Raw genomic sequence first — 24,180 nt, 5'->3', positions numbered from 1 at the left:
CGGTTCACAGGATGCTGGGCACGTCGGTGCTGATCGGCACCGGCAACACGGTGGGCCGGTCGGCGCGCAGCCCGGCGGAGAGCGCCGCGCCGAACTGATCGGGGGTCTCCACCACCTGCGTGGCACAGCCGTAGCCGGCCGCGATCGCCGTGACGTCCAACCCCGGCAGGTCCAGGCCGGGCACCCCGGGAGTGTGCTTCAGCTCGGCGAACGCCTTGAGGATCGCGTACTGCTGGTTGACCGGCACGACGACCACCACCGGCAGTGCCAGGCGCGCGGCCGTCCAGAGCGCCTGTACCGAATAGTGGAAGGAGCCGTCGCCGATCACCGCCACCACCGGGCGACCGCGCCCGGTGTCCCGCTCGGCCAGCGCGATGCCGATCGCTGCCGGCAGGCCGTAGCCGAGGCCGCCGCTGGCCATCGTGAAGTACGACGCCGGGCGGGTGACCCGAAGCTGACGACGTAGCGCGGACAGGTTGGATGGTGACTCCTGGACCAGCACGCCGTCGGTCGGCCAGTGTGCGGCCAGCGCGGCGAACAGGGCGTCGGCGCTCAGCGGGGTGCCGACCTCCGGCGGGGGCAGTGCGTCCCGTCGGGTGGGTGCCGGCCGGTCGCTCGGCGGCACCCCTTCGACCAGCGCGGCCAGGGCCAGCCCCGGGTCGCTGAGCAGGCTGTCACCGACCGGGGCTCGGGCGGCCTCGTCGGGGTCGTCAGTGATGTGCAGCAGGCGGGCGCCGTCGGGCAGGTGCCCGCCCGGCACGTACGGGTAGTAGCGGAACACCGGGGCGCCGACAACCAGCACCGTGTCGTGTCCGCGCAGCGCCTCGGCGAGCGGACCGATCGCGTACGGCAGCACGCCGCGGAAGTGCTGGTGGTCCTCGGGGAACACCGCCCGCTCGGGGGCGGGAGCAGACCAGACCGGCGCGGCCAGCCGCTCCGCCAGGGCGACGGCTGTCGGCCAGCTAGCGGAGCGGTCCACTCCCGGCCCGTACACGAGCACCGGGTTGCGGCTGCCGGCCAGCACCCTGACGAACTCCGCCAACCGCTGCGGGTCCGGCGCGAACCGGGTGGCCACCGTTCGCGGCGCGGGCGGCGGATCGGCTGGCTGGGCCCAGTCGTCCATCGGCAGGGAGAGGAAGACCGGCCCGGCCGGTGGCTGCACCGCCGTCGCGTACGCCCGCAGCATCGCCGCGGGGATGTCCTGCGCACGGGCCGGCTCGTAGGCCCACTTCACGTAGGGCTGCGGAAGCTCGGTGGATCGGCGGCTGGTCAGCCGGGGTTCCAGGAGCAGCATCTCCCGGGTCTGCTGGCCGGCGGTGACGATCAGCGGGGTCTTGTTGTGCCAGGCGGTGACCAGGTTGCCCATGCCGTTGCCGGTGCCCGGTGCGGTGTGCAGGTTGACGTGGGCGGGCACTCCGCTGGCCTGGGCGTAGCCGTCGGCCATCGCGACGGCCGTCGCCTCGTGCAGCGCGTGGACGTAGTGGAAGTCGGCGGGGAAGTCCTGGAGGAACGGCTCCTCGGTGGAACCGGGGTTGCCGAAGACAGTGGTCATACCGAGGGTGCGGAGCACGTCGTACGTCGCGTCCCGGACACTTGCCATCGCACCCGCCTCCGTGTCGCGGGCAGGGGCAACCGCGGTCACCCTCCCGATCAGCCGAATCTATCGGGATGTGACGGACCTTTCGGGCGTTTCTCGGCCGTCGGTGGTCCCGATCGGTCGATCACCGGGAGCTCCGCCGGCACGTGCGGCGGCCCTTCGTCTTAACTGTCCGATCACCCGCCGGTCAGACCTTAGCCAGCACCCAGCACGCAGGCTATGGTGCCAGGCATGGCGTTGACAGCGCGGCTGAACCCGATGCGGCGGGCGGATCCGGTCGATGACCGGCGCCCGGCGCGGGCTCACGGTTGACGGGTGTGTGGCATGCAGGGAGAGGGCCAGGCGATCGGCGGACGAGCGATGGAGTCGATGACCGGGCGGCTGCTGGTCGCGACTCCGGCGCTCAAGGACCCGAACTTCGACCGTACGGTGGTGCTGCTGGTGGCCCACGAACCGGGCGGCTCGCTCGGTGTGGTGCTGAACCGGGCCACCGAGGTGCCGGTGGCCGAGGTGCTCGGTGACTGGAGCGACCTCGCCCGCCACCCGGCGGTGCTCTTCGAGGGTGGCCCGGTGCAGCCCGACTCGGCCATCTGCCTCGCCCGGATGCGACACCCGATGCGCCGGGTGAAGGGCTTCCACCAGGTTTCCGGGGCGGTCGGCACCATCGACCTCTCGGTCGACCCGGAGCGGCTGCGGGAGAGCATCGGCGGCATCCGGGTCTTCGCCGGCTACTCCGGCTGGGGCAGCGGCCAGTTGGAGCAGGAGATCGCCGACGGGTCCTGGTTCGTGCTGGACGGGCTACCCGGGGACGCCTTCGTCGACCGGCCCGACGACCTGTGGCCGATGGTGCTGCGTCGGCAGGGCGGGATGATGGCAGCCGTCGCACACTTCCCGCCGGACGTGGCGCTCAACTGACCCGGCCCGGCGGGGGACCCCGCGAGATGACCATGCGGGCCCGTCTGTGTATAGTTTCCCAGTGCCCGGGCGACCGGGAGAACAGCAAGGGGCCGTGGCGCAGCTGGTAGCGCACCACACTGGCAGTGTGGGGGTCAGGGGTTCGAGTCCCCTCGGCTCCACCCTTGAGACCAGGGCGTTCGTCAGAGATGACGGGCGCCCTTCGTCGTTCCTGGCGGCGAAAGTAGCCAAGCAAGTAGCCACAGCTACTTGTCCTCGCCCCACAGCACGTTCTCCATCGCGTCAGCAGCCTGGACGAGCTGAGTGGGCATGACGTGGCTGTAGATGTTCATGGTGACGCCAATCTGGGAGTGACCGAGGAGCTCCATGAGCACCCGGGCCGGCACGCCCTGGGCGAGCAGGAGCGTGGCGGCGGTGTGCCGCAGGTCATGAAGACGGACCTTCGGCACCAGACGAGCTGATCCGCCAACGCCGGCGACTTCTTCGCATCGAACATTCGCCGCCACCAGGAGCGTCTTGAAGGCCCTGGTGTCGTTGCGGTGGTCGACCGGACCGCCCGTGGTGGAGGCGAAGATGAGCCGAGCGTCCGCCCATGCATCGCCGAGCGCGACGCGCTCCCCTCGTTGCCGATGCTGATGTCGGCGGAGGGCGACCACCAGGGGTGCCGGCAGGAGTGGGACTCGCATGGACCTGGCCGACTTCAGCGGGCCGAAGGAGAGCCTTTCGCCCGGCGAGCCTCGCCCTGGTGAGCTGACGACGCACCCGGAGGGTTTCGGCTTCAAGGTCGACGTCTTCCCACCACAGACCGAGTACTTCACTCTGGCGCAGTCCGAGCGACAAGCCGATCACCCACCGGGCCTCCATCCAGTCCCCGTGTGCCGCCGCAAGCAACCGCCGTGCCTCCTCCACGGTCAGCGGACTGACCTCCTTGTGAGGGAGGGATGGTGGCTGTACCGAGACGGCGACGTTGCGGGCGATCAGGCCCCAGGTGACCGCCACGGACAACGCTCGTCGAATCTGTGCGTGCAGGTACCGCAGGGAGTAGGCCGACAGGCCCGCGCTCAATTTGCTCGCGTAGAACCGTGACAGGTGCTCGGGCCGCAGAACGTCGAGCCGATGACGGCCCGGCGGTTGTGCTCCCGCAGGTCGACGGCGAACGGAACCACAGTGTCCTGGGACGCAGCGTCGGAGTCTTCGGTGGCCCCCTTGATCCACGACCAGCTATCCGGGTCGAAGTAGCGCTTTTGATCAACCACCGAGTACCCCAAGACCCCAGTCATGAAGTCGTCGCCCATGGCTAGGCGCATGTCGGCGGCGTACCAGGCGCGGGCCGGCCGCTCGGGCGTTGCCGGCACAACGAATGTCGTCAGCCGGCTGTCGGCAAGTGCCCTCATGTCATCCGCGAAGGGGCGAATGCCGAGGGTGTTGTTGCGGCGATTGATTCTGGCGAACACTACCCGGCGCTGCTTGGTCACAGAAAGCCCACCACCCAGGAATAGGAAGCACTCCTAATCCGAACAATCTGCGGAGGTGGGCACAAAGCTGCGATCTCAAGGAGTGTCGAAGATCTGACAGAGGCTGGCAGCTCAGCCCTGCTGCTGGCACAGCTCACCGACGGCCGGTGGTTCCTTCGGGACGAAGCAGTCAAGTTCCGCCGGCGAGACGGCCGACGGAGCCTTCTTGGGCCGTCCCTGGGACGTATGGGCCGTCACCGGGCCGTCAAAGGGCGACCAGAGACGACCAACAATGACCGGCAGCAACCGAAAAAACAGCAGGTCAGCCGCCATGTAAGGCAGCTGGCCTGGTGGGCGACGGACGAGTCGACCTATACGCCGGATTCATTTAGCCTCAGGTCCTTTCGGACCGGGGTGGTCCTTGCTCAGCACTGAACGCCGGTGAGTGAGGGTGTCTTCGTTGAGGTCGGGGGCCTGCTCGTGCTCGTCGAGCTGGCGTAAGTCGAGGGCGAGGCTGTGAATGGAGCGGAGGGTGTCAGGGTGGTCGTAACCAAGGATGCGCCGGCGGCGGGTGAGGGTGTCTTGGTCGAGGGCGCGGGCCTGCTCGTGCTCGCCGAGCTGGCGTAGGTCGATGGCGAGGTTGTGGGCGGAGCGGAGGGTGTCAGGGTGGTCGTCGCCCAGGACGCGCCGGCGGCGGGTGAGGGTGTCTTCGTCGAGGGCGCGGGCCTGCTCGTGCTCGCCGAGCTGGCTCAAGTCGACGGCGAGGCAGGTAGCTGAGATCAGGGTGTGGGGGTGGTCGTCGCCCAGGACGCGCCGGTAGCGGGTGAGGGTGTCTTCGTTGAGGGCGCGGGCCTGCTCGTGCTCGCCAAGCTGGCCCAGGTCGACGGCGAGGCAGGTAGCTGAGTCCAGGGTGTGCCGGTGATCGTCGCCGAGGGTACGGCGGTAGCGGATGAGGGTGTCTTCGTCGAGGGCGCGGGCCTGCTCGTGCTGACCGAGCCGAGTCAAGTCGGAGGCGAGGTTGGTGGCTGAAACCAGAGTGTTCTGGTGGTCGTCGCCGAGGGTACGGCGGCGGCGGGTGAGGGCGTCTTCGTTGAGGGCGTGGGCCTGTTGGTAGTTGCCGAGTTCTCGGTGGACGTGTGCTAGCAGGGACGCGGCGGAGAGGGCAATGCTGTCGTCGGGGCCGTGTAGGTGGGTCCATTCGGTGTGGAGGTGGTGGGCGAGGGGCAGGGCGGTGCGGGCGTCGCCGCGGGCGAACAGGTGCCACACAGCCCGGTAGGTGAGGTGGCGCAGCCGGATGTTGGTGGTGGTGGCGGGGTTAGCGGCGAGGATGTGGGGCATCAGCCGGGCCCAGCGGGGCCAGCGAGCGGGGTCAGTGCCATCGTCGGGTTCAGCGGCGATGAGTAGTTGGTCGACTCGGTCGCGGTAGGTGGTGCGCTGGCCGGGTGTGAGGGTGTCTTTGAGGATGGCTTGGGTGAGGCGGTGCAGGATCGGGCCTTCGTTGCTGGGGCGGGCCAGGCCGTAGCGGGTGATGTGTCCTACGGTCCGGTCGAGGGCGATGCCGCTGCGTGCGGTGGCGGCGAGGGGTTCGGACAGGGCCTGGTCGGGGGCGTGGCGGAACAGGTGCAGGGGGACGGGTTCGGGGGCGAGGAACGCGCACAGGGTCAGTAGCTGCCCGGCGGCCGGGTCTTCCCGGGCGAGGCGTTCGGTGGCGACGCGTACGGCGGCGCCCAGGGGGACCGGGTAGCCGATCGGCGGCCGGTCTCCGAGCAGGTCCGCGGCGTGCTCGTCCAAGGCCCGGAGATAGTCGGGGACGGGCATGCCGGTCTCGGCGAGCAGGTCGGCGGCCTGCGCCACCGCCAGGGGCAGGTCACCGAGAGCTTCGGCCAGCTGATCTGCCTCCGCTTCACCCACATGAGGCAGATGGGTGCGCAGCAGCGCCACCGACTCCGACCGGGCGAACACATCCACCCCGACCGGTTGGGCAACACCGGCCCACACCGGACTACGCGAGGTCACCACCACATGACCCGAGCCGTCGGGTAGCCAATCCGTGATGGCATTGCGGTCTTCGACGTTGTCGAAGATGATCAGCCACCGCAGGCTCTGGCGTAGATGGCCCCGCAGCTTGTGCACTGCGGTGGGGGTGTCGGTGCCGGGGGGCGCGATCCCGCATTCGGCGGCGAGCGCCGCGAACTGCTCACCAATCAGCTCGGGCTGCTCGCTGGCGATCCACCACACCAACTCGTACTCACCGGCGAACCGGTGCGCGTACTCGATCGCCAACTGAGTCTTACCCACCCCGCCCATGCCCTGCAGAGCTTGAACGACAGCGTGCTGGCCAGCTTGAAGTTTTTCTCGCAGGGTGACGAGCATGGCGTCACGGCCGGTGAAGGCGGGATTGCGGCGGGCGAGGTTCCAGACGGGCGGTAGCGATCCCGGTAGGCGTGGTCCTGCTTCGCTGGCGGGGGTGCCTACGTGGGGATATGGCGGTGCCACAGTGGAGGGCGGAGGGCCGTCAACAGCGGTGAGCAGGGTGGCGATCGCATCAGCCGTTGAGAGTCCGAACAGGTCGGGTACGACGATGGGTGCCCAGATGCCATCGAGGGTGACGTCGTCGACGCGCAGCGGGATCAGCCGGGCACTGGGGTCTCGGCGGCGTTGAGCCAGCCGCGCGGTCCATTCATCGCTGGTGTACCGGCTGGCATCGAGGTAGGCGGTGGACAACAGTGCCACCAGTGGGTTCCGTCGAGCCAACGCGGCGTGCATCCGTTCGATGAAGTTGTCGCCCGCTGCCCAGTCCACGCAGTCAAGCTCGACGGTGTGTCCGGCGGTGCGGAGGTGCCAGGCTACCCATTCCGCCCAGGCTCGGTCGCGCCCGGCATGCGACACGAACAGCGTGCCGCTGGCAGACGGGTCGCTCATTCGGCCGCCTCCTTCCGCTTCTGTCAGCTCTGCCCGGTCGTGCCGTCTGCGAATCAGGATTCGGGTGGTACGGGGATCGCTGCGCGCAGATCCGGCACGCCGCAGGCGGTGGCGAGGAGGCCGGCGTAGGCGGACATGTGCTCGCGGGTCAGGTCGAGGGAGGCTCGCAGCTCGGCGGCGCGTGGCCACGCACGCTCATGATCGAGACGGGAGACCTCTGGAGCGCGCTGGCTTTCCCAGGCTTCCAACTCGGGATGCCAGTACGACAGCACGGGCCGCATGGCGTAGTTGAGCATCACCACCACGAGGAAGCCGAGGTTGTGCTCACCGTTCCGCTTGGGCGCCGCAACGTCGGGACCGTAGCGGCGCAGCACTTCTCGCGTGCTGTCGAACAGCGAGTACATGCTAGACAGGGCTTCGCGAAGAAGCCCGTGTTGAAGCGGCACGACCGTGACGCGGGTGACCAACTCCACGTACAGCTCCCACGCGGCGGCGCGTTCTGCGTCGTTGGGTTCCCAGGTACCGGTGACCGACATCAGCTTCAGGTCGAGCTGCACCTCGACACTCTTGGGCGGACGTACCATCTCGACTCCCATTGCTCGAATCAATGCGACATGTTCATCATGCCGATGCCTCCCCGCGCCACCGAGACACCTCGTCCATCAACCGCTGGGCCTGTTCGTGCTGGCCGAGCTGGCGCAGGCCGGCGGCGAGGTTGTTGGCGGAGTTCAGGGTGTCGGGGTGGTCGTCGCCGAGGGTGCGGCGGCGGCGGGTGAGGGTGTCTTCGTCGAGGCCGCGGGCCTGTTCGTGCTGGCCAAGATTTCTTAGATCTATAGCGAGGTTGTTGGCGGCGCTCAATGTGTGGGGGTGGTCGTCGCCGAGGACGCGGCGGTAGCGGGTGAGGGTGTCTTCGTCGAGGTCGCGGGCCTGTTCGTGCTGACCAAGCTCGGTTAGATCAATAGCAAGGTTGTTGGCGGAGCTCAGGGTGTCGGGGTGGTCGTCGCCGAGGGTGCGGCGGCGGCGGGTGAGGGTGTCTTCGTCGAGGCCGCGGGCCTGTTCGTGCTGGCCCAACTGGCGCAGGGCGACGGCAAGGTTGTTGGCGGAGCTCAGGGTGTCGGGGTGGTCGTCGCCGAGGAGGCGGCGGCGGCGGGTGAGGGTGTCTTCGTGGAGGGCGCCGGCCTGCTCGCGTTGGCCGAGCCGGCGCAGGTCGGCGGCGAGGTTGTTGGCTGAGGTCAGGGTGTGGGGGTGGTCGTCGCCGAGGATACGGCGGCGGCGGGTGAGGGCGTCTTCGTCGAGGGCGTGGGCCTGTTGGTAGTTGCCGAGTTCTCGGTGGGCGTAGGCGAGCACGGATGAGGCGAAGAGGGTGGTGTCGTCGTCGGGGCCGTGTAGGTGGGTCCATTCGGTGTGGAGGTGGTGGGCGAGGGGCAGGGCGGTGCGGGCGTCGCCGCGGGCGAGCAGGTGCCATACGGCGCTGCAGGTGAGGTGGCGCAGCCGGATGTTGGTGGTGGTGGCGGGGTTAGCGGCGAGGATGTGGGGCATCAGTCGGGCCCAGCGGGGCCAGTGGGCGGGGTCGGTGCCGTTGTCGGGTCGCGCGGCGATGAGTAGTTGGTCGACTCGGTCGCGGTAGGTGGTGCGCTGGCCGGGTGTGAGGGTGTCTTTGAGGATGGCTTGGGTGAGGCGGTGCAGGATCGGGCCTTCGTTGCTGGGGCGGGCCAGGCCGTAGCGGGTGATGTGTCCTACGGTCCGGTCGAGGGCGATGCCGCTGCGTGCGGTGGCGGCGAGGGGTTCGGACAGGGCCTGGTCGGGGGCGTGGCGGAACAGGTGCAGGGGGACGGGTTCGGGGGCGAGGAACGCGCACAGGGTCAGTAGCTGCCCGGCGGCCGGGTCTTCCCGGGCGAGGCGTTCGGTGGCGACGCGTACGGCGGCGCCCAGGGGGACCGGGTAGCCGATCGGCGGCCGGTCTCCGAGCAGGTCCGCGGCGTGCTCGTCCAAGGCCCGGAGATAGTCGGGGACGGGCATGCCGGTCTCGGCGAGCAGGTCGGCGGCCTGCGCCACCGCCAGGGGCAGGTCACCGAGAGCTTCGGCCAGCTGATCTGCCTCCGCTTCACCCACATGAGGCAGATGGGTGCGCAGCAGCGCCACCGACTCCGACCGGGCGAACACATCCACCCCGACCGGTTGGGCAACACCGGCCCACACCGGACTACGCGAGGTCACCACCACATGACCCGAGCCGCCTGGTAACCATGGGTGAATGTCTTCGCGGGCCTCGGCATTGTCGAAGACCAGCAGCACCCGATCGGCAGATCGCAGAAAACCCTTGACGCCGTCAATGGCGGAGGAGACCTCCTCGTCAGCGTCGGCGACGCCGGCGGCAACAGCGAGCGCGGCGAACTGTTCACCGATGAGCTCAGGCTGCTCGCTGGCGATCCACCACACCAACTCGTACTCACCAGCGAACCGGTGCGCGTACTCAACCGCCAACTGCGTCTTACCCACCCCGCCCAGGCCCTGCAGGGCCTGAACAAAGGCCCGACCGCCGCTGACCAGCGTTTGCCGCAAGTCGACAAGCATCCGATCGCGGCCGGTGAAGGCGGGGTTGCGAGGAGGCACATTCCACACCGATGGCAGTGAGCCAGGCAGCCGCGGACCCGAGCCTCCAACCCGACCACGGTGACCGCTGCCGGGAAACTCTGGGTGCCCGTCGGAGCGACGCTTGCCCCGTACTACGGCCAGGAGGCGTTTGCGTGCCTCGGCCTCCGGGATCTCGAACAGATCCTCGTGCAGTAGCGGGGCGAGAATGCGCGGAGGGGTGACCTCCTCGACGCGCAGCGGCAGGATCAGCGGCTGGTCAGCGTCACGGATGTGCAGCAGGGCGGTCCATTCAATCGTGGTGTGCCGTTCGGCTTCGAAGTAGGCCTCGGAGAACAGGGCGAGCATCCGCTCACAGCGCTGCAGACCGTCATGGATTTTCTCGACGACATTCGCGCCGACTTCCCAGTCCCACAGGTCCAACTCCACGCTGTAGCCGGCACTTTCAAGTTCCCAACCAACCCACTCCGCCCACGCCCGGTCACGGCCGGCATGGCTGATGAACAAATCAACGCGCCCGTCAGGTGCCGACCCCCACATGCATCCACTGTGCCCCGTCGCTCACACCCGCGCGACCACCCGTCAAGCGCAATCCAGTCGAATAGCCGACAAGCGACGAGGGACGAGCGAGCGGGCGACTGCTCAGCGAGGAGTCGCACCCGGACAGTCATTGCCAAACCGAGGTCTGCAGGGAGACAGCACACGGCCTCGGCTCCTCGGAGCTGGGGCCACGACCGCTTCGACGATCACATCACCTTCGGCTGCCGAGTTGGCCCCGTAGTTGGCTCGCCGACGCCTGCTGCGACGCTCGTCAACGGGTGGCGAGGTTGCAGGCGACGGTCCGATCTTCGGTCGCAAGCTCAGCCGTGAAGAGGGGCTGAGCCACCCTCGGCTCTCTGAGTTCTGGCAGGTCGTCGACTTGATTCTGGAGCAGGATGACCTCGTGCGCCGCCATGTATACGGGCCGGTGGCATAGGATGGTGCGCAGCCCGCCGAGTAACGCCGCCCGCTCGTTGACGAGTAGCCACGCGAGTAGCCAAGGCAGTGCATCCCGGCGGACATCTCCGTACGTTGGCGGATTCGTTGAGCAGCGCCCGGCGACATTGACCAAGCCTCGCCCGCTGCTGGCAGTGTGGGGGTCAGGGGTTCGAGTCCCCTCGGCTCCACCCTTGAGAAACGCCCTGGTCGGGACAATCCGACCAGGGCGTTTTTGCTGTACTGGTACGCGGCGCACCGCCGGGTCGAACGCCCGTTCCATCGGACCGGGATGCTCCGCCGAAGCCCTCGCTACCGGACGATCGGTGACCACTCCCGCTGGCTGGTGATCGTCACTCCGGGGGTCCGGTAGTAGGGGTCCTCGGCGACGACCGCCGCGAACGCCTCGGCGTCCGGGACGTCGAAGATCAGCAGTGCTCCGGAGTCGTCGGCGAACGGCCCGGCCATGACCAGCCGGCCCTCCTGGTGCAGGGCCTGGAGACGCTCCCGGTGCGCCGGTCGGGCGGCGAGCCGGTCGGGTTCGTCGCCGAAGGTCAGCTCCAAGATGAACACCGGTTCCTCCTCATCGGGGCGATCTTTCGAAGCACCCTAGTCGATCCGGCGTGCCACCACCGTTCAGTCGTGGACGTGGTGGTCAGGGATCGACGATGATGTCGATCGCCGCGCTCACCTGCCGCTCCAGCTCGTCGAGGTCGTCGAGGGTCGGGGCGTCGATCAGGAACGTCACAGCGCGGTCACCGGATTCGCGCAGCTCACCGAGGCGTGCCCCGCGTTCCTTGAGCACGATGACGTGCCGCAGGGCGGGCGGGTCGTCGGCTTCGCCCGGTGCGATGACCGGCCACGGTTGCCCCTCCGGCACCCACTGCGGCTCCACGCCCGGCCAGCGCAGCTTCACGTCCTGCAACGTTCCCCTCGGCTGGGGCAGGTAGACCTGGCGGGCGTAGCGCCGGGGTGGGGGATGCGCCGCCGGCTCGTCGAGCGCCACCTCCATGATCGTCTGCTCCAGCGCCCGACCGGTCGCCAGGTGGTAGAGCGGCATGATGCCATCGCCGGGAGTACGGGCGGCGACCTCCATCAGGACCGGCCGGCCGTCCCGGTCGAGGCGGAGTTCGGTGTGCACGATGCCGGCGACCAGACCGAGCCGGCCCACGATGTCGCGGTTGGCGGCGAGCAGCCTGTCGTGCTCCGCACCGGGAGGCGCGGGCACAGTGTGGGCCATCTCGACGAACCAGTCCGAGCCGTCCTCGGTGGTGCGCTTCCGGGTCGCCGACTCGAAGACGATCCGACCGTGTTGGACGACCGCCTCCACCGAGTACTCGGCGCCGGTGACGTACTCCTCGACCAGCAGGGTCTCCGCCGCCGGGTACCCGGTGAGCAGCGTGGGCAGGGTTTCGGGGTCGCGTACCGCCTGGACCCCGGAACTCGACCGTCGACCCGAGGGCTTCAGCACCACCGGGAACCGCACCGAGCCCACGTCGAGCCCGGTGCGCCCCTCGGGTGGCACGACGACCAGCCGGGGGCTCCACTGCGGCAGGTAGAACCGTTGCAGGTACTTGTTGCGACACACCCGGGCGGCGCGTACGCCCGGCCCGGGCAGGCCGAGCGCATCCGCCACGATCCCGGTCTGCTCGACGAGCATCTCGCCCGCGGCGTAGACCCCGACGATGTCGTACTCCTGCTGCCAGCGCTGGACGTGGGCGACCACACCTGAGGTGAAACTGCCCTCGATGCCGACCTCGCCGGTGACGAAGGCCGCGTCCGTGAGGTACGTCCCGGGACCCTCGCCCCGGGCCATGGCGGCCGTCGTGTCGGCCCGCCACTGTTCCGAGGTGATCAGCAGGATCCGCAGCCCTCGACCGGCGAGGTCGGCGAGGAAACCCCAGTTGCGGGCGATGACCCGGTAGCCGCCGAGCAGCAGGAAGGCGCGGGCCTCACTCATAGCCGTACTGCTCCAGGATGTCGCCGAACAGCTCGGTGAAACGAGCCTCGTTGCGCTTGGTGAACCGCTCCCGCCACGTGCCTGTGGTGCCCCGGAAGAAACTCCAGGAACTCTGGTCGTAGACCTTGCCGGCGACCTCCTCGGCGTCCGCTGTGGACCCGACGTGCTTCAGCAACCGGTCCACTGCCTCGAGTTGGCGTTGCCGGGACCCGCCGCCGCGCTCCCCGACCAGATCCTCGTAGCTGACCTTGCACACGTCGGGGTGACGGAGCAGCCACAACCCCCTCTCGAACTGGTCGCGGCCGAGGAAGGACGTGTCGCGCATCGCGTAGTCGAGCTTCTCCTCCCAGGTAGGCAGGGAGGTCAGGATGCGGTGGAAGATGTCGAACTCGTAGAAGTTGCCGTACCCCTCGCGGGTCCGCCCCTCCAGGAAGTTGACCATCGACACGAGGGCGTCGCGCGGGTCGCGGTAGTTGTAGACCAGCGGCGGGGTGGCGGTCTCCACCCACTCGGCGAAGAAGGAGCCGTCCACCTTGCTGATGTCCAGCTCGTGAAAGATCCAGCAGAGCCCGGCCGGGGTGTCCGCGAACCGGGAGTACGGCAGGTGCGGGTTGGTGATCACCGAGTCGGCGAAGTCGAAGCGGGTCTGCCCGTACCGGTTGACGACGTGCTGGCCCAGTCTGCGTTGCCAGTGCCAGCCAAGGGCGGACCAGGCTTCCTGGGTGCGGAGCTGGTACTCCTCAGTGCCCTCCAACTCCAGCAGCTCGTCGTAGTCGGACTTCGACAGGGTGAGCGCGGCGATCTGACGTTGCTGCGCGGCGGTGAATTCCGGGGTGTTGCGGGGGGTCGGCCGGGGCACCCCGGCCATCTTGTACCCCAGGTTGGTCATCAGACCCTGCATGAGGTGGGTGCCGGTCTTCTGCAGCGAGATCACCATGGCACGAGGGGCCAGCGGCATGTCGGTCTCCCGGTGGTAGTGCGTCGGATGCGACGCGGAGTGAAGGGGAATCAGCGGACGTAGGCAGCCAGGTGGCCGGTGGTGCGCTCGTCGAGGAAGCGCAGGAGCCTGGCGAACGACTCCCGCCGTTGCTCATCGGGCGTCCACAGCCACAACTCCCGTTTGGCGACCCGGGCGCCTCGGCGGAACTTCGGAGCGAACGCCTCGAACCCGAGGCGGTACCGGGGCACGCCGGCCCGGATGCAGGACTCGACAGGCTGCCCGAACACCAGGTGGTGGTAGGCGACGCTGGTACCGGTGACGTCGTAGTCGCTGCCGTAGCCGAGGGTGCAGCAGCCGTGCCGGCCGTACATCTGCACTGTGCAGGCGAGAACTTCGGCGTCGGACCGGCCCGCCACGGCCACCCGGATCGCCCCGGGGAGCACCGCCGCCAGGTACGCGCGGGCCGCCCGGAGCTGGGGCCGGTTGGGTGTCGCGCCGTTGCGCTCGCCGGTGCGGGCCTCAAGGTCCACGATCCGGTCGACGTGCTCGGCCAGCGGCACCTCGCGGACCTGGAGCCCGGCCCGGGTCACCTCGCGCTCGGCCAGTCGGTAGTTGCGGCGTGTCTCGGCGTTCTGCCCGTCCAGGAACGCCTGGTAGGTGGGGTAGCCGCCGAGGTGCAACGCGGAAGCGGCGGTGACCGAGCCGCGGACGAAGCCGGCGGCCTCCAGCAGGCCACGCAGCAGCTCGTCGTCGGTGGCCACGTACGGCAGGACCACAGCTCCCGCGTGACCCTGCCGGACCAGATCCCGGAGGGTCGCGACGACCTCCCGGCCGGCCTGCCGTTGGCGGGTGATGTCGACGTCGGGGGCGGTGAACAGGGGACTGCGGTCGTAGGTGCGGACGACGAGCGGCTCTCCGACGGTGGTGGTCAGCCAGTCGGCGAGATCGCCCGACCCGGGTGCGTCCGGGCCGAGCGCGCCGAGCAGGGCCCGGTGCTCGGCACGGATCGCTGTCGCGTCGTCGTCCGGGGTGAGCCGGAGGAACTGCTCCTCGGTGAGGAGTTTCCACGGGTGGCTGAACAGGCTCGTCCCGGCCACTGCGGTGACCGCGTGGATCGCGGCCACCGGCCCCCGGTCGTCGTCGGCGGTGACCAGTAGCGCGTTGCCCGGCTCCAGCCGTTCGCGGAACAGCAGGTAGCCGTGGGCCGCGTCGGGTTCGGCGTCGGCGGCCAGCCGGGCCCAGGTCTCCTCGTCGACGGCGCCGATGCCGTCGGTCACGTCAGTCGCCATGCTGGATGGACCGTTCCTTCCGAGTCGTCGTGTCCGCGAGGGCCCGGACCTCGGAGATCTGGGCCGCGGTGCGCAGCGGAGAGGCGTACAGCAGCAGCGAGGAGACGGTGAGCGAGACGGCCACCACCCACACCGCCGTGGTAGTCCCGGCCAGGTCGGCCAACACCCCGCCGATCAGCGCCCCGACCGGCAGCGAACCGAAGGCCGCGATGCGGTAGCTCGCTGTCACAGCGCCGAGCAGGACTGGAGGGGGGACCTGCTGCCGTACGGTGACCGCCAGGACGTTGTAGACCGCCAGAGCCGCCCCGTTGATCACGAAGCCCGCGCCGAGCAGCACTGTCGCCGTGCCGGCCGCGGCGAGCCCGGGCACCAGCAGCAACCCGAGCGCGGCGACCGTGATCGCGACGGTGAGCGCCCGACCGAGGTGCAGGCGGGCACCGACCCGCCCGGCGACGAGCGAGCCGACCAGGGCCCCGACGCTGCCGAGCCCGATGACCAGGCCGATCAGGCCACCGGAGAGCCCGAGGGTACGCACGCCGTACACCAGGAAGACCGTCGCGAAGGCCTGCTCGTGCAGGTTGAAGAGGGCCGACTGCACGCACAGGTCCCGGATCGGTCGGCTCCGCCAGACGTAGGCCAGCCCGGCCCGGATCGTCGGCGCGTCGCCCCGGTCGGTCGCCGGCCGCAGCACTCGAGCAGGGAGGGCCGCCATCGCCATCGCCGCCGCGCAGAACAGTGCCCCGGTGACCACCGCGGCCCAGGAGGCGCCGGCGGACTGCACGATGAATCCCGCCGCCGCCGGCCCGGCCATCTGGGTCACCGACGTGGTGGCCTGCAACAGACCGTTGCCGGCGACCAGCCGGTCGCCGTCCAGCAACCGGGGCGCGGTGACCTGGGACCCGATGTCGTGCAGCACCGCCGCCGAGCCGATCAGGAACGCACCCACCAACAGCGCCGGGAAGAACAGCCGGTCGGTGGCGGCCAGGGCCCCGATGCCGAACAGCACGACGCCGCGTGCCGCGTTGCCGGTGACCAGGATCCAGCGCAGCGAGGTACGGGCGGTCCAGGTGCCCACCAGCAGGGAGAACGCCAGCACCGGCACGAACTGGGCCGCGCCGACCAACCCCACCTGGGTGCCGGTGCCGGCCAGCAACGTCACCACCAGCAGGGGCAACCCGAAGGCGGTGATCTGGTGTGCCGACCGGGCGGCCAGGTCGCCCAGCCAGAGGGTACGGAACGCCGGCTCCCGCAGCGGGGGGCGCGGTGGCGCTGTGGCGTTCGTACCCTCCGGCGGGCGCCGGATGTCAGCTGACACCGGTGCCGGTGACGCTCGCTGACGCGTCCGATGAGGTGACTCTGCGGTACAGCGCGTTCTCACTCCAGACGAGGTCGACCTGGCCCCACTCCATCGCCGACATCACGTCGGGGAAGAAGCTGCGGCCGTTGTAGTTCGCGCTGGTGTTGCAGAGCACCGGGATTCCGCTCCACTTGTGGTACTCGCGAAGGACTGCCGCGAGCATCGGGTTGTCCTCGGCGCTGACCGTCTGCAAGCGGGCGGTGCCGTCGAGGTGGATCGCCGCCGGGATCCGGTCCACCCAGTCGGGGCGCACCCGGTGGTCGAAGAGCATGTACGGGTCAGGGGTGCCGGGGTCGAAGACCGTCGGCGCCTGATCGGTCAGGCAGATCGGTGCGACCGGCCGGAAGCTCTCCCGACGCTTCATCCGGTTGAGCTCGTCCTTCATCGCCGGGTCCACCGCCGGGGCGAGGATGCTGCGCGCCCCTAGTGCGCGGGGGCCCAGCTCGGCGCGGCCGTGCAGGACCACCACCGGCTTACCGGTGCGGTGCAGCAGCCGGGCCAGTTCCTCCGGTCGGCATGGCGCCACCGTCCAGCCCGCCGGAACGTGCGAGTTGTGCACGAGGTCGGGGCCGGCGAAGACGTTCCACGAGATCGGCGCCAGCCGTTGCTCCCCGCTGACCAGGATGGCGCCGGTGCCGACGGCCGAACCCGAGTCGTCCGGGAAGGGCGGCACCCACATCTCGCGGATGGCCTTGTGCGCCCGCATGGCGCTGTTCCATTTGATGTTCAGGGCGCAGCCCCCGGCGAAGCAGAGGTTCCAGGGACCGTCGCCCTTCCAGGACTCGGCCTTGGCCACCAGTCGCTCGACGAGCAACTCCTCGATGAACTCGTGCACGCTGGCGAGCACGTCGTCGTCGGAGACGCCCAGTTGGTCGGTGCGCCGACGGACGTCGTCCAGATAGGCGTGGACGTAGGCGTGCGAGGGCTCGCCGGTGCTGCCGCAGCCGATGATCTCCTCGCGGTACTTGCGGACGGCCGGGCTGTTGGCCTCGAAGTGCTTGTGGAACAGCTCCCCGAGGACCTGCTTGATCGGCTCCCGGGCGGTGCCGAGGGCGATGTAGGCCATCAGCTTCCCGGCCACCGAGAGGTCGTCGACGTTGCGGGACAGCTTGTCGCGGCGGTACGGCCCGAAGTGCTGCGAGGCCATCGAGTAGAAGTGCCCGATCAGCGGGAAGACCTCGCCGCCGGGCTCGATGCGGCCGTCCTTGTCCACCGAGTAGAGCCGGGGGAAGCAACCGCCGTCCCAGACCAGGACGAGGCTCGGCTCGCCCCGTCGCGCGAAGGGGCTGGTGCTGTACGCGGCGGCGAGGTGGCTCGCCACGTGCACGTGACTGACGTACGGCACTGTGGCGTCGCCGATGGGCAACTCGCCACTGTGACCCGGCTGTGCCGGATTCGGCACCCGCTCGGTCTCCCGGTAGGGCGCGAGGCGGACGTCGACCGGGCTGCCGTTGTTGAGCCGGTGGGCCTGCCCGTGGACGGCGCCGTCCCAGCCGTCCAGTGCCCACTGGTCGACGTCGGAGGTCTTGTACCCGAAGTCGCCCAGGATCCGGGCGATCAGCGTGAGATCGTCCACGTCGCTGTATCGACGGTTGTTCTCCAGCTTCTGCGCCTCGACGTTGAACTCCAACACGTCGTCGTGGAAGAGGGCGACGCCCCCGCTCTGAGTGAGCTTTACTCCGCACGTAATACGCATAGATGCTTCCCCCCATTTTTGGCGACCCAAAATTCCTATCGATGTTCTGTCGGCAAGTCAACCCCCGATCCTTGCCGACACCGATCAGCGAGCCCCCGAGCTGCACCAAGGGGAGTGGTGTTGCTCGATGTAGATGGTTGCCCACGTCGGGCCAGGAAGGGGTTGCCGAGAGCCTTCTCCGAGATGCCGCAATGCCCATAGGTCTGATGGGATATGGATTTTCCGTCATCTGAAATTCCCGCGTTACGAGTTGGTAACTCAGCGCTGTCGGCTGCCAGGGTTGGTGTCGAGCCCGATCGCCAAAGCGGTGCCTCGGGCAGCATATGAGCAGCTCAGCTCGGCTGTGACGGGCATGGGGGATTAATGAGTGGCGATGAGGCAAGTTGGCGTCTATCTTCGACCGGGGGTGCCGCGCGGTCCGGGAGTCCTCCGGCGGACGAAGCGGATCTTGAGCGATGGATACGAGATATCCTGCAATCGACGCACCCACTCCGAATCGGTTCGGAACTGCGTCGCGCCGAACGCGTCGCGAGTGCCAGATTCTCTGACCCGACAATTGCCCAAGCGGTCCACAGGGCTGTTGCAGCGACAATGAACAGGCGTGATTGAGTCACCGTCACAGGGCACCCGAGCCCCGCGGTTGCGGGTCAGGAAAAGCGCTCCCGGAAAAGGGCTTGCCCTTTTCATTGTCCGAGCCCGGCAGTCATGCCCGGGCACGCAAAACGCCCCGACCGGAAGACCCGGTCAGGGCGTTGGCGACTAGATGTCCGGTAAGGGCTGGGTCAGCCCTGACGGCTCTTCCACTGCGGGTTGGCGCGGTTCACCACGACCACGCGGCCGCGACGGCGGACCACCACCGAACCCGGCTTCTGCTTCAGCGCACGCAACGAGCTACGTACCTTCATGTCTGCCTCCTCGGTGCTAGCGGTTCCGAGTATCGAAACGCCGCACCCACCCGCGGGATTCCCGGCCGGTCAGCGTCGAACCTTTGCCGTCTCCCGGCCGTACCAGTGGGCGGAGGTCATCCTCATGCCCGTACGCCGGCTCCTCGCCACGGTGCTGGTCGCTGCCGCGACAGTGCCAGTGGCCGCCACGCCCGCCGCCGCCCACGGCGCTCCGACCGACCCGATCAGTCGCGCGGCGGCCTGCGGCCCCGAGGGACGGTACGCGGCCACGAGCGCCTGCCGGGCGGCGATCCAGGCGGGCGCGGCAGTTCGCGAATGGGACAACGTTCGCGTTTCCACGATCAACGGGCGAGATCGGGAACGGATCCCGGACGGTGAGCTGTGCAGCGGCGGACTGTCCGCGTACCGGGGACTGGACCTGCCCCGCACCGACTGGCCCAGCACCACGCTGACCAGCGGCGCGACGTTCACCTTCCGGTACCGGACCACCATCGAGCACCGGGGCACCTTCCGGCTCTACGTCACCACACCGGCCTACGATCCCCGCAAGAAACTGACCTGGGCGGATCTGGAATCGCGCCCGTTTCTGACGCTGACCGACCCGCCGGTGCGGGCCGGGGCGTACCAGTTGGCGGGTCGGCTGCCGGCGGGCCGCAGCGGCCGACACCTGATCTACACGATCTGGCAGAACTCCAACACCCCGGACACCTACTACTCCTGCTCGGACGTGGTGTTCCGGGGTGCCAAGGCCACTCCCGCCCCGGCGAGGGCCGGCGCGACGAAGAGCGCGGCGGCTGCCCCGCGTACCGAAGCGAGTGGGCCGTCCGCCACCGAGACGGCGGTGGCGGCGGCGGCCGACCCGGGCGTGCCGGTGGCGTCGGTGAGCAACCTCGGCGCCCGGTGGCCGGTGCTGGCCGGTGCCGCCGGCGTGCTGGTCCTGGCGCTGCTGCTGATCGGTGCCGGACGGCGACGTCGCAGCGCCGCCGCACCAGCGGGCCGGCAGTGCGAGGTGCGCAACCACCGGGCCGGGCGGCGCCGGATCTGGTGATCCGACCCGCCCGGAACCCGACGGCGTTCAGCCCAGGTGGCGCTCGATCTCGGCCAACTCGTCGGCGGTGAAGTCGAGGTTGTCCAGCGCGGCGATGTTCGTCTCCAACTGCTCGACGCTGCTCGCCCCGATGATCAGGCTGGTCATCCGCGGGTCACGCAGCGCCCAGGCCAACGCGAGCTGAGCGAGGGACTGACCGCGCCGCTCGGCGACCGCGCCGAGCCCACGGATGGTGGCCATCTTCTCCTCGCTGAGATCGCTCTCGTTGAGGAAGACGCTGGTGCGAACCCGCGAGTCGGCCGGGATGCCGCCCAGGTAACGGTCGGTCAACAGGCCCTGCGCCAACGGGCTGTACGCGATGCAGCCCGCACCCACCTGCTCCAGCGTGTCGAGCAGGCCGTCGGACTCGGTCCAGCGGTTGAGCATCGAGTACGACGGCTGGTTGATCAGCAGCGGCGTACCCAGCTCGCGCAGGATCGCGGCGGCCCGCGTGGTCTGCTCCGAGTTGTAGTTCGAGATGCCGACGTAGAGCGCCTTGCCGGAGCGGACGATGGCGTCGAGCGCCCCCATCGTCTCCTCAAGGGGGGTGTCCGGGTCGAACCGGTGCGAGTAGAAGATGTCGACGTAGTCCAGTCCCATCCGGCCCAGCGACTGGTCCAGCGACGAGATCAGGTTCTTGCGCGAGCCCCACTCGCCGTACGGGCCGGGCCACATCAGGTACCCGGCCTTGCTGGAGATGACCAACTCGTCCCGGTACGGCTTCAGGTCGGTGGCGAGCATCCGGCCGAAGTTCTCCTCCGCCGAACCGGGCGGCGGGCCGTAGTTGTTGGCCAGGTCGAAGTGGGTGACACCCAGGTCGAAGGCGCGGCGGACGATGTCGCGCTGCCGTTCGAACGGGCGGTCCGGGCCGAAGTTGTGCCACAGCCCGAGTGAGACGGCCGGCAGCCGCAGGCCACTGCGTCCGCTGCGCCGGTAGGTCATGGTGTCGTAGCGGTCATCCGCGGCGAGGTAGGTCACGATCATGAGCCTAGCTCCGGCTCACCGTGATGCGGATCGGGCGTGGAAACCGGGACATCGGGGTAGTTTCGACGCCATGCGTTTCATTGCGCTCGACACCCCCAAACCGCTGTCGAAGATCGGCTTGGGCACCTGGCAGTTCGGCTCCCGGGAATGGGGGTACGGCCCGGACTTCGAGCGGCAGGCGGCGCAGATCGTCCGGCGGGCCATCGAGCTGGGCGTGACGGTCTTCGACAGCGCGGAGATCTACGGCTTCGGACGCAGCGAACGCATCCTCGGCGCGGCCCTCGGCGACGACCGGCCGAAGGTCGTGATCGCCAGCAAGATCCTGCCGGTGCTGCCGGTGGCCGCCGTGGTGCAGCAGCGGGCGGTCGCCTCGGCGGCCCGGCTCGGCGTCACCAGCATCGACCTCTACCAGGTGCACCAACCCAACCCGCTGGTCGCCGACCACACCACGATGCGCGGCATGCGGACCCTGCAGGATGTCGGGCTGGTCGGCGAGGTCGGCGTGAGCAACTACGGGCTGCGCCGCTGGCAGGTCGCCGAAGCGGCGCTCGGCCGGCGGGTGCTCAGCAACCAGGTCCGCTACAGCATGCTGGACCGCGCGCCCGAGCAGGACCTGCTGCCGTACGCGCGGCAGGCCGGTCGGGTGGTCATCGCGTACAGCCCGCTGGCGCAGGGCTTCCTCTCCGGCCGCTACGACGCCAAGAACCCGCCGAACGGTGCGGTCCGGCGCGCCAACCCGTACTTCCTGCCGGAGAACCTGGAGCGCGGCGCGGCCCTGATCGACACAGTGCGCCAGGTCGCCGACGCCCACGACGCCACAGCCAGCCAGATCGCGCTGGCCTACCTGCTGCGCCACCCGAACGTGCTCGCCATCCCCGGGGCGTCCGGCGTCGAGCAGATGGAACGCAACGCCGCCGCCGCCGACATCGACCTCGCCGACGACGAGTACACGGCGTTGGCCGAGGCAGCGAAACGCTTCCGCCCGATCACCGGACTCGCCGCGATGCCGGCGATGCTGCGTGCCCGGTTCGGCACACCAACCAGAAAGTGAGCACAGTGGACGACATCACCGCGCTGATCCTGGACGACCACGCCGCCTTCCGGCGTGGCTTCGCCCGCCTCGACGACGCCCGCGACGAGCAGGAGATGCTCGCAATCTGGGACGCCCTCGCCCTGCACCTGGACATCCACGCCGAGGCGGAAGAGGCGATCCTCTACCCGCACCTGGTCAAGCACGGCGACGACGGCGAGGACGAGACCGCCGACGCGATCGGCGACCACAACAAGATCCGCGACGCCATCGCCGAGGCGAAGCTGCACCCGGTCGGCTCGGACCAGTGGTGGGAGGCGGTCGGCACCGCCCGCCGGGAGAACAGCGAACACCTGGCCGAGGAAGAGGACGAGGCGCTGCCCGACTTTCGCCGGCACGCCAGCGCCGAACTCCGCGCCGAGCTGGGCCAACGCTGGCTGACCTTCTACGGCGAGCACAAGAACGGCCGCAACCTGCCCTTCCGCGACAAGGACCCGCAGCAGTACGTGGCCGACCACCGCTGACATCTCCCCGACGCGGGGGAGTCGGCGGAACCCGTCCGGGCAGCAGAATGGCGAGGTGAACCTCCGAGCGGCGCTGGCCCCGCTGGTCGCCGGCACCACCTGGCGACGCGGCGTGTTCCTGCTGCTCGGCGGCGTGCTGGCGCTGCCGTACGGGCTGCTCGCGGTGACCTTCGGCCAACTGCTCGCCGACTCGGAGATCCCGCGCCCACTGGTCTACGTCCTGCTGCTCATCGCGGTGCTGATCGCCGTCGTCCCGTTGCTGCTGGACGGCAGCCGGGCCCTGGAGATCGCCGCCGTGCGGAGGTTGCTCGGCGTCGACCTGCCCGAGCCCGAGCTGGGGCATCGCGGCGACCGGGAAACGCGGCTGCGCAGCGCGCTCTGGATCGCCACCCACCTCATCGTCGGCGCTGTGGTGATGATCGCGCTGTTCAGTGCCCTGCCGATGGCGCTGGCCTTCATCGCCCAACAGTTCGGCGTCGGCACCGAGCTGACCAGCCAGGAACGGTTCGGGCCGTTGGACGGGCGGGACAGCGGCTGGCTGACAGTGGCCGGGGTGCTCCTGCTGGTCGGCCTCGGCTACGTCGTCGCCGGGCTCGGCGCGCTCGCTGGTCTGATGGCACCGGTGCTGCTCGGCCCGGCCCAGGCGGAGCGGATCGCCGCCCTGGAGGCGCGGGCCACCCGGCTCGCCGAACGCAACCGACTGGCCCGGGAACTGCACGACTCGATCGGCCACGCGCTGACAGTGGCCACGCTCCAGGCCGGGGCCGCCCGCGAGGTCCTCGACACCGACCCCGAGTTCGTCCGACGGGCACTCACCGCAATCGAGGACGTCGGGCGGACCGCGATGGATGACCTCGACCACGTGCTCGGGCTGCTCCGGGAGAACGGACGCGACAGGCCCGTGGTGGCGCCGCAGCGTACCCTCGCCGACCTGGACCGGCTGGTCAACGACGCCCGCGCGGCCGGCCTGGCCGTGCACGCGCAACGCGCCGGCGACCCGGCCCGGGTGCCAGCGGTGGTCTCCCGGGAGGGCTACCGCATCGTCCAGGAAGGACTGACCAACGCCGCCCGGCACGGCCACGGGCCGGTGACGGTACGCCTGGACCTGCACAGTGACGCGCTGGAGCTGGAGTTGGTCAACGCGGTGCGCCACCCCGACCGGGGCCTGCGGGGGCGGGGCGGTCGAGGCCTGGACGGCATGCGGGAGCGGGTGCTGCTGCTCGGCGGCCGGCTCACAGTGGGCCCGGACGGCGGCCGGTGGTTGATCCGGGCCCGCCTGCCCTACGAGGAGACGACGACATGACCACCGGGGTGCTGATCGTCGACGACGACGAGCTGATCCGGATCGGGCTGCGGGCGATCATCGACGCCCAACCCGACCTGCACGTGCTCGCCGAGGCCGCGGACGGCGCGGAGGTGCCGCCGCTGGTCGCCCGGCACCGGCCCGACGTGGTGCTGATGGACGTGCGGATGCCCGGCATCGACGGCATCCAGGCCACCCGGCACCTGCTGGCCACCTCCGCCGACCCGCCCCGGGTGCTGGTGGTCACCACGTTCGCCAACGACGAGTACGTCTACGAGGCGCTGCGCGCCGGCGCCTCAGGGTTCCTGCTCAAACGGGCCCGGCCCGCCGAGGTGGTGGAGGCGGTCCGGGTGGTCGCGGCCGGCGAGTCGCTGCTCTTCCCGGCCGCGATCCGCCAACTGGTCGGGGCGTACGGGCCGGCGGGCGGCGACCGGTTGAGCGCCGCCCGGCTCACCGAACGGGAGGCCGAGGTGCTGCGGCTGATGACCACCGGCCGGTCCAACCCGGAGATCGCCGCGCACCTGGTGGTGGGGGTGGAGACGGTGAAGACGCACGTCGGCAACGTGCTGGCCAAGCTGGGGGTCCGCGACCGTACGCAGGCGGTCATCGCCGCCTACGAGTCCGGCTTCGTCACCCCGTCCGGCTGATCG

General features: G+C 69.7%; 21 protein-coding genes and 1 tRNA gene. 7 read left to right on the top strand and 15 right to left on the bottom strand.

The features are described from left to right. Window positions 1-4 precede the first annotated feature (4 nt). The gene (mdlC, locus tag AB0K35_RS22385) at window positions 5-1,600 is read right to left on the bottom strand and encodes a benzoylformate decarboxylase (protein ID WP_238666581.1); all 1,596 of its coding nucleotides are present in this window, start codon (window positions 1,598-1,600) and stop codon (window positions 5-7) included. 321 nt (window positions 1,601-1,921) lie between these two features. Here mdlC and AB0K35_RS22380 point away from each other — a divergent pair, with 321 nt between their 5' ends. Both AB0K35_RS22380 and AB0K35_RS22375 read left to right on the top strand, forming a co-directional pair. After that, window positions 1,922-2,512: a YqgE/AlgH family protein gene (locus AB0K35_RS22380; protein WP_238666580.1), complete on the top strand. Its 591-nt coding sequence runs from the start codon at window positions 1,922-1,924 to the stop codon at window positions 2,510-2,512. An 88-nt stretch (window positions 2,513-2,600) separates the two neighbouring features. Next, window positions 2,601-2,673: transfer RNA gene (locus AB0K35_RS22375), tRNA-Ala, on the top strand. Window positions 2,674-2,757: 84 nt separating this feature from the next. On the opposite strand, the gene AB0K35_RS22370 is transcribed toward AB0K35_RS22375, so the two are convergent. The 13 genes from AB0K35_RS22370 to AB0K35_RS22310 all read right to left on the bottom strand — a co-directional run bounded on the left by AB0K35_RS22370 (window position 2,758) and on the right by AB0K35_RS22310 (window position 18,602). Then, window positions 2,758-3,330, bottom strand: coding sequence for a tyrosine-type recombinase/integrase (locus tag AB0K35_RS22370; protein WP_363887284.1), 573 nt, complete (start codon window positions 3,328-3,330; stop codon window positions 2,758-2,760). A 243-nt stretch (window positions 3,331-3,573) separates the two neighbouring features. Further along, window positions 3,574-3,987 (bottom strand): hypothetical protein, encoded by a 414-nt coding sequence (locus tag AB0K35_RS22365; RefSeq protein WP_363887281.1) that lies wholly within the window; start codon window positions 3,985-3,987, stop codon window positions 3,574-3,576. A 111-nt stretch (window positions 3,988-4,098) separates the two neighbouring features. Continuing rightward, on the bottom strand, window positions 4,099-4,299 hold the full coding sequence (locus AB0K35_RS22360; protein WP_363887279.1) for a hypothetical protein: 201 nt from the start codon (window positions 4,297-4,299) through the stop codon (window positions 4,099-4,101). Between the two features lie 51 nt (window positions 4,300-4,350). Continuing rightward, window positions 4,351-6,888, bottom strand: a complete 2,538-nt coding sequence (fxsT, locus tag AB0K35_RS22355) for an FxSxx-COOH system tetratricopeptide repeat protein (RefSeq protein ID WP_363887277.1) — start codon at window positions 6,886-6,888, stop codon at window positions 4,351-4,353. Between the two features lie 53 nt (window positions 6,889-6,941). Beyond that, window positions 6,942-7,445, bottom strand: a complete 504-nt coding sequence (locus AB0K35_RS22350; RefSeq protein ID WP_363887274.1) for a hypothetical protein — start codon at window positions 7,443-7,445, stop codon at window positions 6,942-6,944. A gap of 64 nt (window positions 7,446-7,509) precedes the next feature. After that, entirely contained in the window at window positions 7,510-10,020 is a 2,511-nt protein-coding gene (fxsT, locus tag AB0K35_RS22345) for an FxSxx-COOH system tetratricopeptide repeat protein (RefSeq protein WP_363887272.1), read from the bottom strand. Between the two features lie 747 nt (window positions 10,021-10,767). Next, window positions 10,768-11,028 carry a YciI family protein gene (locus AB0K35_RS22340; RefSeq protein WP_238666578.1) on the bottom strand — a complete coding sequence of 87 codons (261 nt, stop codon included), beginning with the start codon at window positions 11,026-11,028 and terminating at the stop codon, window positions 10,768-10,770. Between the two features lie 82 nt (window positions 11,029-11,110). Beyond that, window positions 11,111-12,415 (bottom strand): ATP-grasp domain-containing protein, encoded by a 1,305-nt coding sequence (locus AB0K35_RS22335; RefSeq protein ID WP_363887270.1) that lies wholly within the window; start codon window positions 12,413-12,415, stop codon window positions 11,111-11,113. Continuing rightward, entirely contained in the window at window positions 12,408-13,373 is a 966-nt protein-coding gene (locus tag AB0K35_RS22330) for a hypothetical protein (RefSeq protein ID WP_363887268.1), read from the bottom strand. The genes AB0K35_RS22335 and AB0K35_RS22330 overlap by 8 nt, the downstream gene beginning before the upstream one ends. Before the next feature lie 50 nt (window positions 13,374-13,423). Continuing rightward, window positions 13,424-14,644 carry a hypothetical protein gene (locus AB0K35_RS22325; protein ID WP_363887265.1) on the bottom strand — a complete coding sequence of 407 codons (1,221 nt, stop codon included), beginning with the start codon at window positions 14,642-14,644 and terminating at the stop codon, window positions 13,424-13,426. Then, window positions 14,634-15,959, bottom strand: a complete 1,326-nt coding sequence (locus AB0K35_RS22320) for an MFS transporter (protein WP_363887263.1) — start codon at window positions 15,957-15,959, stop codon at window positions 14,634-14,636. Before AB0K35_RS22320 ends, AB0K35_RS22325 begins: the two co-directional genes overlap by 11 nt. After that, window positions 15,949-17,697, bottom strand: coding sequence for a carbamoyltransferase N-terminal domain-containing protein (locus AB0K35_RS22315; RefSeq protein WP_238666573.1), 1,749 nt, complete (start codon window positions 17,695-17,697; stop codon window positions 15,949-15,951). Before AB0K35_RS22315 ends, AB0K35_RS22320 begins: the two co-directional genes overlap by 11 nt. 782 nt (window positions 17,698-18,479) lie before the next feature. Then, on the bottom strand, window positions 18,480-18,602 hold the full coding sequence (locus AB0K35_RS22310; protein ID WP_030490864.1) for a 50S ribosomal protein L36: 123 nt from the start codon (window positions 18,600-18,602) through the stop codon (window positions 18,480-18,482). Window positions 18,603-18,726: 124 nt separating this feature from the next. Here AB0K35_RS22310 and AB0K35_RS22305 point away from each other — a divergent pair, with 124 nt between their 5' ends. After that, window positions 18,727-19,650 carry a lytic polysaccharide monooxygenase gene (locus tag AB0K35_RS22305; RefSeq protein ID WP_363887259.1) on the top strand — a complete coding sequence of 308 codons (924 nt, stop codon included), beginning with the start codon at window positions 18,727-18,729 and terminating at the stop codon, window positions 19,648-19,650. A 27-nt stretch (window positions 19,651-19,677) separates the two neighbouring features. Here AB0K35_RS22305 and mgrA read toward each other — a convergent pair whose 3' ends face one another. Then, window positions 19,678-20,673: an L-glyceraldehyde 3-phosphate reductase gene (mgrA, locus tag AB0K35_RS22300; RefSeq protein ID WP_091393918.1), complete on the bottom strand. Its 996-nt coding sequence runs from the start codon at window positions 20,671-20,673 to the stop codon at window positions 19,678-19,680. Between the two features lie 70 nt (window positions 20,674-20,743). Between mgrA and AB0K35_RS22295 the strand changes: the two genes are divergently transcribed. Genes AB0K35_RS22295 through AB0K35_RS22280 form a run of 4 tightly spaced genes read left to right on the top strand, consistent with a single transcriptional unit; the run spans window position 20,744 to window position 24,177 of the window. Beyond that, on the top strand, window positions 20,744-21,724 hold the full coding sequence (locus tag AB0K35_RS22295; RefSeq protein WP_238666571.1) for an aldo/keto reductase: 981 nt from the start codon (window positions 20,744-20,746) through the stop codon (window positions 21,722-21,724). Then, complete coding sequence (locus tag AB0K35_RS22290; protein ID WP_238666570.1) at window positions 21,721-22,227, top strand: hemerythrin domain-containing protein; 507 nt, start codon at window positions 21,721-21,723, stop codon at window positions 22,225-22,227. Before AB0K35_RS22295 ends, AB0K35_RS22290 begins: the two co-directional genes overlap by 4 nt. Before the next feature lie 55 nt (window positions 22,228-22,282). Next, entirely contained in the window at window positions 22,283-23,530 is a 1,248-nt protein-coding gene (locus tag AB0K35_RS22285) for a histidine kinase (RefSeq protein ID WP_363887256.1), read from the top strand. Then, complete coding sequence (locus tag AB0K35_RS22280) at window positions 23,527-24,177, top strand: response regulator transcription factor (protein ID WP_238662242.1); 651 nt, start codon at window positions 23,527-23,529, stop codon at window positions 24,175-24,177. Before AB0K35_RS22285 ends, AB0K35_RS22280 begins: the two co-directional genes overlap by 4 nt. The last annotated feature ends 3 nt before the right edge of the window (window positions 24,178-24,180 follow it).

This window comes from Micromonospora sp. NPDC053740 (genome assembly GCF_040677775.1).
Taxonomy (GTDB): domain Bacteria; phylum Actinomycetota; class Actinomycetes; order Mycobacteriales; family Micromonosporaceae; genus Micromonospora; species Micromonospora alfalfae.
This window is presented reverse-complemented; position numbering and strand designations above follow the sequence as displayed.

What these genes read in the sequence shown, in the direction of transcription:
- AB0K35_RS22360 (WP_363887279.1), bottom strand. Translation starts at nt 4,299, where the DNA reads ATGGCGGCTGACCTGCTGTTTTTTCGGTTGCTGCCGGTCATTGTTGGT.
- AB0K35_RS22305 (WP_363887259.1), top strand. Translation starts at nt 18,727, where the DNA reads ATGCCCGTACGCCGGCTCCTCGCCACGGTGCTGGTCGCTGCCGCGACA.
- mdlC (WP_238666581.1), bottom strand. Translation starts at nt 1,600, where the DNA reads ATGGCAAGTGTCCGGGACGCGACGTACGACGTGCTCCGCACCCTCGGT.
- mgrA (WP_091393918.1), bottom strand. Translation starts at nt 20,673, where the DNA reads ATGATCGTGACCTACCTCGCCGCGGATGACCGCTACGACACCATGACC.
- AB0K35_RS22315 (WP_238666573.1), bottom strand. Translation starts at nt 17,697, where the DNA reads ATGCGTATTACGTGCGGAGTAAAGCTCACTCAGAGCGGGGGCGTCGCC.
- AB0K35_RS22335 (WP_363887270.1), bottom strand. Translation starts at nt 12,415, where the DNA reads ATGAGTGAGGCCCGCGCCTTCCTGCTGCTCGGCGGCTACCGGGTCATC.
- AB0K35_RS22295 (WP_238666571.1), top strand. Translation starts at nt 20,744, where the DNA reads ATGCGTTTCATTGCGCTCGACACCCCCAAACCGCTGTCGAAGATCGGC.
- fxsT (WP_363887272.1), bottom strand. Translation starts at nt 10,020, where the DNA reads ATGTGGGGGTCGGCACCTGACGGGCGCGTTGATTTGTTCATCAGCCAT.
- AB0K35_RS22310 (WP_030490864.1), bottom strand. Translation starts at nt 18,602, where the DNA reads ATGAAGGTACGTAGCTCGTTGCGTGCGCTGAAGCAGAAGCCGGGTTCG.
- AB0K35_RS22380 (WP_238666580.1), top strand. Translation starts at nt 1,922, where the DNA reads ATGCAGGGAGAGGGCCAGGCGATCGGCGGACGAGCGATGGAGTCGATG.
- fxsT (WP_363887277.1), bottom strand. Translation starts at nt 6,888, where the DNA reads ATGAGCGACCCGTCTGCCAGCGGCACGCTGTTCGTGTCGCATGCCGGG.
- AB0K35_RS22325 (WP_363887265.1), bottom strand. Translation starts at nt 14,644, where the DNA reads ATGGCGACTGACGTGACCGACGGCATCGGCGCCGTCGACGAGGAGACC.
- AB0K35_RS22330 (WP_363887268.1), bottom strand. Translation starts at nt 13,373, where the DNA reads ATGCCGCTGGCCCCTCGTGCCATGGTGATCTCGCTGCAGAAGACCGGC.
- AB0K35_RS22280 (WP_238662242.1), top strand. Translation starts at nt 23,527, where the DNA reads ATGACCACCGGGGTGCTGATCGTCGACGACGACGAGCTGATCCGGATC.